This is a genomic window from Mitsuaria sp. RG (genome assembly GCF_028369275.1).
Taxonomy (GTDB): Bacteria; Pseudomonadota; Gammaproteobacteria; order Pseudomonadales; family Pseudomonadaceae; genus Aquipseudomonas; species Aquipseudomonas peradeniyensis.
In genome coordinates, this window is sequence record NZ_JAQMYQ010000016.1 from 93,182 (window position 1) to 102,469 (window position 9,288).

The 9,288-nt window shown below is 67.7% G+C and carries 7 protein-coding genes; 4 read left to right on the forward strand and 3 right to left on the reverse strand.

From position 1 onward, the window contains the following. Together POF53_RS11595 and dsbD are read right to left on the reverse strand one after the other, a co-directional pair. Positions 1-831 (reverse strand): TlpA family protein disulfide reductase, encoded by an 831-nt coding sequence (locus tag POF53_RS11595; protein ID WP_198742788.1) that lies wholly within the window; start codon positions 829-831, stop codon positions 1-3. Continuing rightward, on the reverse strand, positions 831-2,549 hold the full coding sequence (gene dsbD, locus POF53_RS11600) for a protein-disulfide reductase DsbD (RefSeq protein WP_498967778.1): 1,719 nt from the start codon (positions 2,547-2,549) through the stop codon (positions 831-833). Before dsbD ends, POF53_RS11595 begins: the two co-directional genes overlap by 1 nt. 291 nt (positions 2,550-2,840) lie before the next feature. On the opposite strand from dsbD, the gene POF53_RS11605 reads away from it, so the two are divergent. From POF53_RS11605 to POF53_RS11615, 3 genes are all read left to right on the forward strand, one after another. Then, on the forward strand, positions 2,841-3,524 hold the full coding sequence (locus POF53_RS11605) for a response regulator (protein WP_254463787.1): 684 nt from the start codon (positions 2,841-2,843) through the stop codon (positions 3,522-3,524). Continuing rightward, complete coding sequence (locus POF53_RS11610) at positions 3,521-4,843, forward strand: ATP-binding protein (RefSeq protein WP_203651789.1); 1,323 nt, start codon at positions 3,521-3,523, stop codon at positions 4,841-4,843. The genes POF53_RS11605 and POF53_RS11610 overlap by 4 nt, the downstream gene beginning before the upstream one ends. Before the next feature lie 228 nt (positions 4,844-5,071). Next, positions 5,072-6,472, forward strand: a complete 1,401-nt coding sequence (locus POF53_RS11615; RefSeq protein ID WP_498967781.1) for an aspartate aminotransferase family protein — start codon at positions 5,072-5,074, stop codon at positions 6,470-6,472. Between the two features lie 125 nt (positions 6,473-6,597). Here POF53_RS11615 and POF53_RS11620 read toward each other — a convergent pair whose 3' ends face one another. Continuing rightward, entirely contained in the window at positions 6,598-7,530 is a 933-nt protein-coding gene (locus tag POF53_RS11620) for a siderophore-interacting protein (protein WP_234561765.1), read from the reverse strand. A gap of 135 nt (positions 7,531-7,665) precedes the next feature. Between POF53_RS11620 and pvdP the strand changes: the two genes are divergently transcribed. Further along, entirely contained in the window at positions 7,666-9,288 is a 1,623-nt protein-coding gene (gene pvdP / locus POF53_RS11625) for a pyoverdine maturation tyrosinase PvdP (RefSeq protein WP_232856750.1), read from the forward strand.

The following is a 9,288-nucleotide window of genomic DNA, read 5'->3' on the forward strand; positions in this document are numbered from 1 at the left end:
TCAGTTTCCTTGTGGGGCGGGCGCATCGGCGCGTTCGAAGGGTTCCAGGGCGTGGCGCAGGCTGGCGCGCGACAGTTCGCCCAGGTGGCTGCCGACCAGCCGCCCTTCGGCGTTGTAGAACAGGGTGGTGGGCAGGGCCATGGAGCCGACCTTGCGGGCCAGCTCGCCGGTGCCGTCGAACAGCACGTGGGACAGGGTCAGGCCGGTGGTGGCCATGAATGTGCTGACGTTCTCCGGGGTTTCTCCCTGGTTGACGAACAGGAAGGTCACGTGGGGGTAGTCGTCCTCGGCCTGTTGCAGCACCGGCATCTCGCGGCGGCAGGGCGGGCACCAGGTGGCCCAGATGTTGATCACCAGCGGCCGTCCGCGGTAGCTGTGCAGGGCCACCGCCTGGCCACGGTTGTCGCGCAGGCTCATGTCCGGCAGCTCGGTGCCCTTGCTGTACAGGTGGCTGGCCAGGCTGCCGAGGCCCCAGAACAGCGCGCCGCTGAACAACGCCCAGCCCAGGGGGCGGCGCAGACCGGGTCGCCGCCAGCCCTGCCACAGGGTGCCGAGGACGAGGCCCAGCAGGCCGCCCCAGAGCAGGAAGCCGCCGTCGCGGATGTCGATGACCTGCAGCGGGTCGTCGCGGTACATCGGCCAGTAGGCCAGGACGAAGCCCAGGCGGGCGAACAGCAATCCCAGCAAGAACAGGTTGAACAGCGCCGACTCCGGGTTCTCGCCGCCGCGCCTGGCCACTCGCCAGCCGACCAGGCTGGCGATGCCCAGCGCCGCGAGCAGCAGCAGGTGGTTCAGGGCCATGGTCAGCGGCCCGAGGGTGACGGTCAGCATCAGCCTTGGCTCCTGGTCTGGGCCCAGTGTTGCAGGAAGCCGGCGGCATCGATCTCGCCGGTGATGCGGCGGGCGCGGCGCTCGTCGCCTTCCGGGCCGATCCAGATCAGGCTGGGCGGGCCTGGCACCTGATAGTGCTGCAGCAGCTCGCGGCTGGCTGGGGAGTCGGCGGTCACATCCAGGCGCAGCAGGTGCACGCCGGCCAGGCTGGCCTGGACATCGCCACGGCCGAACACCTGCTTTTCCATGACCTTGCACGACACGCACCAGTCGGCATAGTAGTCCACCAGCACCCACTGGCCTCGGGCCTTGGCAGCGTCGAGTTCACGTTGCAGGTCGGCCGGCGCGCTCACGGTGACGAAGGTGTCGTGGGCGTTGGCCGGGGCTGCCGCAGTGCCCTTGCCGGCGAAGGGCTGCAGGGGTTGCCACAGGTCGTTGCCCCCGGCCGCGGCGCCCACCAGCAGCAGGCCACCCCACAGGGCACCGAGCAGGGGAATGGCGCGCAAGGCGGGCAGGCGCTGCAGGGCCGGCCAGGCGGCCCAGCCCAGGGCGATCAGCCAGGCGCCGGCCAGGGCCAGCACCAGGGTTTGCGCCAGCAGGCCACGCACCGTGTACAGGGCCATGGCCAGGAACACGAAGCCGAACAAGCCCTTGACCAGGTTCATCCAGGCACCCGGGCGTGGCAGGTAGCGGTTGCCCAGGGTCACCAGCAACAGCAGGGGCACGCCCATGCCCAGCCCGAGGGTGAACAGCACCAGCGCGCCTTGCACCACGTCACCGCTCTGGGCGATGAACAGCAGGGCGCCGGCCAGCGGCGCGGTCATGCACGGGCCCAGCAGCAGGCCCGACAGGGCGCCCAGCAGTGCCGCACCGTACAGGTTGCCGCCACGGGTGCCTTGCCCGGCGCGGTCCAGGCGGTCGCGCAGGGCGGCCGGCAATTGCAGTTCGAAGGCGCCGAACATCGGCAGGGCCAGGAGCACGAACAGGCCGGCCAGGCTGCCCAGCAGCCAGGGCTGTTGCAGCCAGGCCTGCAGGCTTGCCCCCAGCAGCGCGGCGATCACGCCGAGGGCGGCGTAGACCAGTGCCATGCTCAGCACATAGACGCCGGCCAGCCACCAGCCGCGCCGGGCACTGGCGCCATTGCCCATGACCAATCCGGCGAGGATCGGCAGCATCGGCAGCGAGCACGGGGTGAAGGCCAGCAGCAGGCCCAGGCCGAAGAATGCCAGCAGGCTCCAGGCCAAGCTGTCCTGTTGCAGGGTACCGGCCAGGGCCTGGTCGCTGGCCTGGTCGGCAGCGGCGGGTGGCGCAGCGCTGCCGCCCAGGGCGATTGGCGTGGTCTGCGGCGGGTAGCACAGGCCGGCGTCGGCGCAGCCTTGCCAGCCCAGGCGCAGCTCACCGCTGGCGTTGGCCGGGAGCAATAGCTCAAGCTCGGTGCGGTAGACCGCGCTGTCGCCGAAGAATTCGTCGTGGTGGTTTTCGGCCTGGGGCAGCGACGGGTGCTGCTCGGGAGGCAGGCCGTCGAACTTCAGGCGCTTCTGGTAGAGGTAGTAACCGTCCTTGATCTGGAAATGCAGGCGCATCTGGCCGTTTTCCAGGCGGTCGTGGGTCAGGACGAAGGCCTCGTTGACCGGCAGGAAGTCCGGCTTTACCGCAAAGGGGTTGGCCTGGAGAGGGCCGGCGAGCAGGAATGTCAGGAAGAGCAGGAGAACACGCATGTCGACGCCTTGGCAGAGCTTTGAAGAGGGCCATGCTGGCCTTGGCTTATTAACTGAAGGTTAAGTTGGTCTTAGGACCAGGCCTTTAAAGGTGTTCGCCATGAGCGTTGTAGTGCCTGTGAGACCGAGCGCCGCCCGCGCGGCGCTCGGTCTCACAGGCGTAGCAAGGGCTGCGTCTGGCCCCTGTTCGCCTCGATGCTATCAGCCCGACGAACATCTCCAAACCCGTTCATAATCCCCCCTTAATCGCCACCCTGTGCAATGCCAGCTTCCCCACCCAGGAGATCCCTTATGCACGTTCTGCTCTGCGAGGACGACGACCTGATCGCCAGCGGCATCTGCGCCGGCCTTTCGGCCCAGGGCCTGACCGTGGACCGGGTGGCCAGCGCCTCGCAGGCCCGGCAGATGCTCGGGACCGCGAAGTTCGACGTGATGATCCTCGACCTGGGCCTGCCCGACGAGGACGGCCTCAAACTGCTGCGCCGCCTGCGCCAGCAGGGCGAGACCCTGCCGGTGCTGGTGCTCACTGCCCGCGACGCGGTCACCGACCGGGTCGACGGCCTGCAGGCCGGCGCCGACGACTACCTGCTCAAGCCCTTCGACCTGCGCGAACTGGCCGCCCGCCTGCACACCCTGCTGCGCCGTGTGGCCGGGCGGGCGGTGAACGTCATCGAGCACGGCCCGCTGCGCTACGACCCCAGCAGTTGCGCGGCGACCCTGGCCGGCCAGGCGGTGGACCTGTCGCGCCGTGAGCAGGCGTTGCTTCAGGCCTTGCTGCAGAACCCGGGGCGTGTGCTGTCCAGCGAGCAGCTCAAGGACTGCGTCTACGGTTTCAGCGACGAGGTCGAAAGCAATGCGTTGAACGTGCATATCCACCACCTGCGGCGCAAACTGGGCAACAGCATCGTCGAGACCGTACGCGGCCTTGGCTACCGCCTGGGGCCGGCCCAGGCACCGGAGGAGCGCGCGTCATGAGCCTGCGGGTTCGCCTTTCACTGATCCTCGGCAGTGTGTTCATCGTCATCTGGGCGCTGGCGGCTGCCTGGATGCTGCGCGACCTGCGCCAGCAGATGATGTTTTCCCTCGACCAGCGCCTGGTGGCGTCGGCGCGCATGGTCGCGGGGCTGATCGACCAGTTGCCGCAACCGTTGACCGCCAAGGGCCAGGACGCGCACTTTTCCGCCGACCAGTTCAGCGTGCCGGACGGCATGGCCTGTCAGGTCAGCTCGCTGCGTGGCGAGATCCTCGCCAGCAACCACAAGCACGATGGCACCATGGACGACGAGCGCAGCGGCTTCCGAGACCAGACCATCGACGGCGCTTCCTGGCGTACCTTCACCTACAACCATGGCGATGTGCGCATCACCACCGCTGACCGTCACCAGGAACGCGAGGCGCTCAATCAGTCGATTCTGCTGGCGGCCTCGGCGCCGGTGCTGATGGCCTTGCTGGGCAGCCTCGGGCTGTTGTGGATCGGTCTGGGCAAGGGGCTGGAACCACTCAATCGCATGCGTGACGCCTTGCGCAGGCGTCGCGCCGACAGCGTCGAGCCCTTGCAGGTGGCCGGCTTGCCCAGCGAGCTGCAACCGCTGCTCGACACCCAGAACCAGCTGTTCCTGCGTATCGCCCAGACCATCGAGCGCGAACGCCGCCTGACCGACGACGCTGCCCACGAACTGCGCAGCCCGTTGACGGCCATCAAGACCCACCTGCAAGTGGCGCGGATGACCGATGGCGCCGTGCGCGAACAAGCGCTCGAGCATGCCGAGCAGGGCACCGACCGCATGCACCGCACCCTGGAGCAGTTGCTGATGCTGGCGCGGGTCGAGGGCAGCCTGTCGTTCGACGATGGCGTGCAGTGCAGTGCCGAGCAGGTCGCCCGGCAGGCCATCGAGGACGCCGGCGGCGGTGACAACCGGCGCATCCACCTGCGTTTGCCCGAGGCCGCGGCCAAGGTCTACCTGAGCATGCCGGCGCCGCTGGCGGTGGCGGCGCTGCGCAACCTGCTGGACAACGCCCTGCGCCATGGTGGCGATGCCGCCGTGGAGCTGGAGGTACAGGCGCAGGACGGGCAGGTGGACTTCCTGGTGCGCGATCATGGGCCGGGGATTGCCCAGGAAGATCTCGAGCACCTGACCGAACGTTTCTGGCGCAACGGCCAGAGCGGTGGTTGCGGCCTGGGGTTGGCGATCGTCCAGGCCATCGTCCAGCGCTGCGCTGGCAGCCTGCGATTCGACAGCCGGGCCGATGGCTTGCGGGTGAGCCTGCAGGTGCCGGCACGTTCGGGGAGTTGAGTTCGGCGTTGTACCCATCGCGGGGCAAGCCCGCTCCCACGCAGCTTGGCGCATGAGTCTGTGGGAGCGGGCTTGCCCCGCGATGCAGGTCGTACATTCACAACAAATCCCACGGCAACCGCTAAATCCGCACCTCGCTGAAGCGTTTTTCAAACGATAAGAACCCGACACACATCCGGTTACAGGGCGCGTGGCGGGCACATTCGCTTGCTTGCGAGGGTTTTTCCGATGTCGACCGCTTCCAGCCTTGCCCAGGTGCTGCCGGCCACTGCGCCGCGCCCCCTTTACGAATTCGAGGATTCGCCCTTGCTGCTGCGCCAGCAACAGCAGGAATCCAATGCCCGCAGCTACCCGCGGCGCATCCCCCTGGCGCTCAAGCGCGCCCGTGGCCTGTACGTCGAGGACGTCGAGGGCCGCCAGTTCATCGATTGCCTGGCAGGCGCCGGCACCCTGGCCCTGGGTCACAACCATCCGGTGGTGATCGACGCGATCCAGCGCGTGCTGGTCGACGAGCTGCCGCTGCACACCCTGGACCTGACCACGCCGGTCAAGGACCAGTTTGTCCAGGACCTGTTCGCCCTGCTGCCCGAGGGCCTGCGCCGGGAGGCGAAGATCCAGTTCTGCGGCCCGACCGGTACCGACGCGGTCGAGGCGGCGCTCAAGCTGGTGCGCACGGTCACCGGGCGCAGCACCGTGCTGGCGTTCCAGGGGGCCTACCATGGCATGACCCAGGGCGCGCTGAGCCTGATGGGCAGCCTGGGACCGAAAAAACCGCTCGGCGCACTGTTGAACAATGGCGTGCAGTTCCTGCCGTATCCCTATGACTACCGCTGCCCGTTCGGCCTTGGCGGCGAGGCGGGCGTGCGCGCCAACCTGCACTACCTGGAAAACCTGCTGTGCGATCCGGAGGCCGGCGTGGCGCTGCCGGCGGCGGTGATCGTCGAGGTGGTGCAGGGCGAAGGCGGCGTGATTCCCGCCGATATCGAATGGCTGCGCGGGCTGCGTCGGATCACCGAGCAGGCCGGGGTGGCGCTGATCGTCGACGAGATCCAGAGCGGCTTCGCCCGCACCGGCAAGATGTTCGCCTTCGAGCACGCCGGTATCGTGCCCGACGTGGTCACCCTGTCCAAGGCCATCGGCGGCAGCCTGCCACTGGCGGTGATGGTCTACCGCGACTGGCTCGACCAATGGTCGCCGGGCGCCCATGCCGGCACCTTCCGTGGCAACCAGATGGCCATGGCCGCAGGCTCCGCGGTGATGAAGTACCTGGTGGAGCACCGCCTGTGCGAGCACGCCGAAGCCATGGGCCAGCGCCTGCGCGGGCACCTTCAGCGGTTGCAGCAGGACTATCCGCAGCTCGGCGACATCCGTGGCCGTGGCCTGATGCTGGGGGTGGAGCTGGTGGATCCGGCGGGCAAGCACGACGTCCAGGGCCATCCGCCGGCCTGCCGCAAGCTGGCGCCGAAGGTGCAGCGTGAATGCCTGCGTCGTGGCCTGATCCTCGAGCTGGGCGGTCGTCACGGAGCGGTGGTGCGCTTCCTGCCGCCGCTGATCATCAGCGCCGAGCAGGTTGATGAAGTGGCTGCAAGGTTTGCCGAGGCCGTCGCGGCGGCGGTGTCGGCTGGCTGAGACTCCAAGGCCGGACGCAAACCCTGTGTAGGAGCGGCCCCGACGATCTTTGCATTAACGCTGAAATCCTGGGGCCGCTTCGCGGCCCTTTCGCGGCGCAAGGCCGCTCCTACAGGACGCAGGTACTAGTCGAAGGTGCGTCCGGCACGCCAGTAGCCCATCAGCGTCAGGCTTTCCCTCGGCAATCCGCGTTCCTTGATCAGATGCCGGCGGATATCCATGACGGTCCCCGATTCCCCGGCGATCCAGGCATGGAAGTCGCCATGCTCGCCGCTGGCCTGTTCCCACAGGATACGCTCGTCTATATCCACGTCCTCCAGCTCGACCGTCGACGCACCGCGCACCGCCGGCAGGCTGGCCAGCTCGCGCACGGCGTGCTGCATGCCCTGGCCGTGCTCGCTGCGCAGCAGGTCGCGCGGCAGCCAGTGCAGGCGGGTGGCCGGGCTGTGGCGCAGGTCGAGGCAGTCGGCCTCCAGCGGCACTTCGATGAATGCCTCCACCAGCAGTTCCGGCGCGCTCGCGGCCAACTGCTCGAGGATGCCGGCGATGGCCGGCAGGGCGGTTTCATCACCGATCAGCAGGATGCGCCGGGCACTGTGCGGTGGTTTCCACTCGTAGCCGCCGGGGTCATCGCTATAGGCAAGGTTGGGGGCGACCATCTGCAGGCGGTCACCCGGGCGGGCGTGGGTGGCCCAGGCCGAGGCCGGGCCATTGACGCCGTGCAGGACGAAGTCCACATCCACCTCGAGGGCATCGCGGCGCAGGGCGCGAATGGTGTAGGTGCGCATGGGTGGCATGTCCTGCGCTGCCAGCTCGCGCCGGGCCTGTTGCCATTGCTCGTGCTTGGGCAGGCTCGGCGGCGCTCCGGCGGGCGTCGGGAATAGCAGCTTGACGCGTTGGTCGGGGGCCAGGGTGGTCATCTGCGCCACGTCCTCGCCGGTGAAGATGAAGCGGCTCAGCGAAGGACTCAAGGGTTCGATGGCCTTGAGGTCGAGGTCGAAGACCCGGTAGGGCGTGGCCTTGACCGGTTGGGTCAGGCGATCGAGCAGGGAGGTCATGGCTATGCCTCTGTCAGCGGGAGATACCCAACAGACGAGCGCGCCGGTTGGTTAATTAGAAGGCTAAATTTCCCCGGTCCGCCTACGTCCTAGCTTGGATAGAAGTCGCGGCACGCGAAGACGGATTGAGGCGCAATGACAATTTCCCGACGAGGATTCATCGCTGGCCTGGCTGTGGCGGGCGCCACAGGCACGGCGGCCTATTACGCGCACAAGCAACTGACCCACGACCCTGAAGACGATATCGTCACGCCCGGCGAAGCCAGCGTGGAGCTGGCCGACTATGCCGGGCAGGTCCTGGCGGACCAGCTGCGCGGCGTTTGGGAGATTCGCTTCGACGGTGCCGAGCGTGGCCTGGACGGCCTGCCCGTGCAGGGGGTCGAGATGTTCCTCGACGTTGCCACCAAGGGCCGTGGCCTGCGCGGATATGTCGATACCGGCGAGGGGCTGCGTGGCGTCGCGGAGCCTGCCTACCGTGTGCTCGGTGACCTGGTCGGTGCCAGCAGCGCCGAGGTGCGTTGGCGCCTGGTCAACCAGCACGGCGGGCCGGGTTATGAGTGCGTGGCCAGCCTCGACGAGGTCTGGGCCGAGTTCGCCAACGCCGGCAGCGGCACGTTGAGCGGCCGCGTGCAGCGCCTGGATCGACCACTGACCCTGCCGCTGCCCGATAGCCGTTTTGTCGCGGTCAAGCGTCTGTTCCCCGAGGCCCGCGAGCGTCTGCCGTATACCCCCGAAATGCGCGAGTGGGTGATCGGCGCTGAACATCGCCTGTTCCACCAGCTCTGGCACGCCACCCGCGACAAGTGGCACAAACTGCCGGAGAAAAAGCAGGATGCCCTGCGTGGACTGGGCTGGCAGCCGGGGCCACGGGACCGTGAGCGCGACGCCCGTGGCCCGCGCAAGCACCGCAATGGCTCCGGTATCGATTTCCTGTTCATGCACCGGCACATGCTGATGTATGCGCGCACCTTGCAGGACCTGCCTTCCTGGCAGCGCTTCCCGCTGCCGCAGCCGAGCGTCGAGTTCGATCGGGCAGGTTTCGCCCGCTACTTCGATAACCACGACGGCTGCTGCGTGCCGCCAGGCTGGCAGGCCCCGGGCGATGACGCCTATGGGCAGTGGGTCGGGGCGATCAAGGCAGGAGAAACCTATTGCAGCAATTTCCAGGTATGGGAGTCGCAGTACCAGGACCCGGTGTACCTGTCGAAACTGACCCTGGGCGCCTTTGGCTCGGAACTGGAGATGAACCTGCACGACTGGCTGCACATGTGCTGGGCATCGGTGCCGCGCGACCCCAACAATGGCGCACCGGTACCGTTCGCCCGCGACCAGGCGGATTTCGCCGCGCGCTGGTTCGAGCCTGAGAACGACTTCCTCGGTGATCCGTTCTCATCCCATGTGCACCCAGTGTTCTGGGGCTTCCATGGTTGGATCGACGACCGCATCGACGACTGGTTCCGCGCCCATGAGCGCCACCACCCCGGTCAGGTGCGACGTCTGGAAGTCAATGGCGTGCCGTGGTTCGCCCCGGGGCGCTGGGTGGAGGTCGACGATCCGTGGCTGGGCCCGGATACCCATGGTTGCAGCACGCAGCCAGGCATGCGCCTGGGCAAGTCGGTGGAGATGGATGTGGAGACCATGAAGCTGGCCTTGCGCATCACCTTCGGCGCCGACGACAAGATCGAAAACCTGTTGCGCAAGGTGCCGCAACGGCCTTGGTATGCGCGGCACCTGTCAATGAAGAATATTGTCTCCTGA

Coding starts and splice junctions, on each gene's coding strand:
- POF53_RS11595 (WP_198742788.1), bottom strand. CDS start 831: ATGCTGACCGTCACCCTCGGGCCGCTGACCATGGCCCTGAACCACCTG.
- dsbD (WP_498967778.1), bottom strand. CDS start 2,549: ATGCGTGTTCTCCTGCTCTTCCTGACATTCCTGCTCGCCGGCCCTCTC.
- POF53_RS11605 (WP_254463787.1), top strand. CDS start 2,841: ATGCACGTTCTGCTCTGCGAGGACGACGACCTGATCGCCAGCGGCATC.
- POF53_RS11610 (WP_203651789.1), top strand. CDS start 3,521: ATGAGCCTGCGGGTTCGCCTTTCACTGATCCTCGGCAGTGTGTTCATC.
- POF53_RS11615 (WP_498967781.1), top strand. CDS start 5,072: ATGTCGACCGCTTCCAGCCTTGCCCAGGTGCTGCCGGCCACTGCGCCG.
- POF53_RS11620 (WP_234561765.1), bottom strand. CDS start 7,530: ATGACCTCCCTGCTCGATCGCCTGACCCAACCGGTCAAGGCCACGCCC.
- pvdP (WP_232856750.1), top strand. CDS start 7,666: ATGACAATTTCCCGACGAGGATTCATCGCTGGCCTGGCTGTGGCGGGC.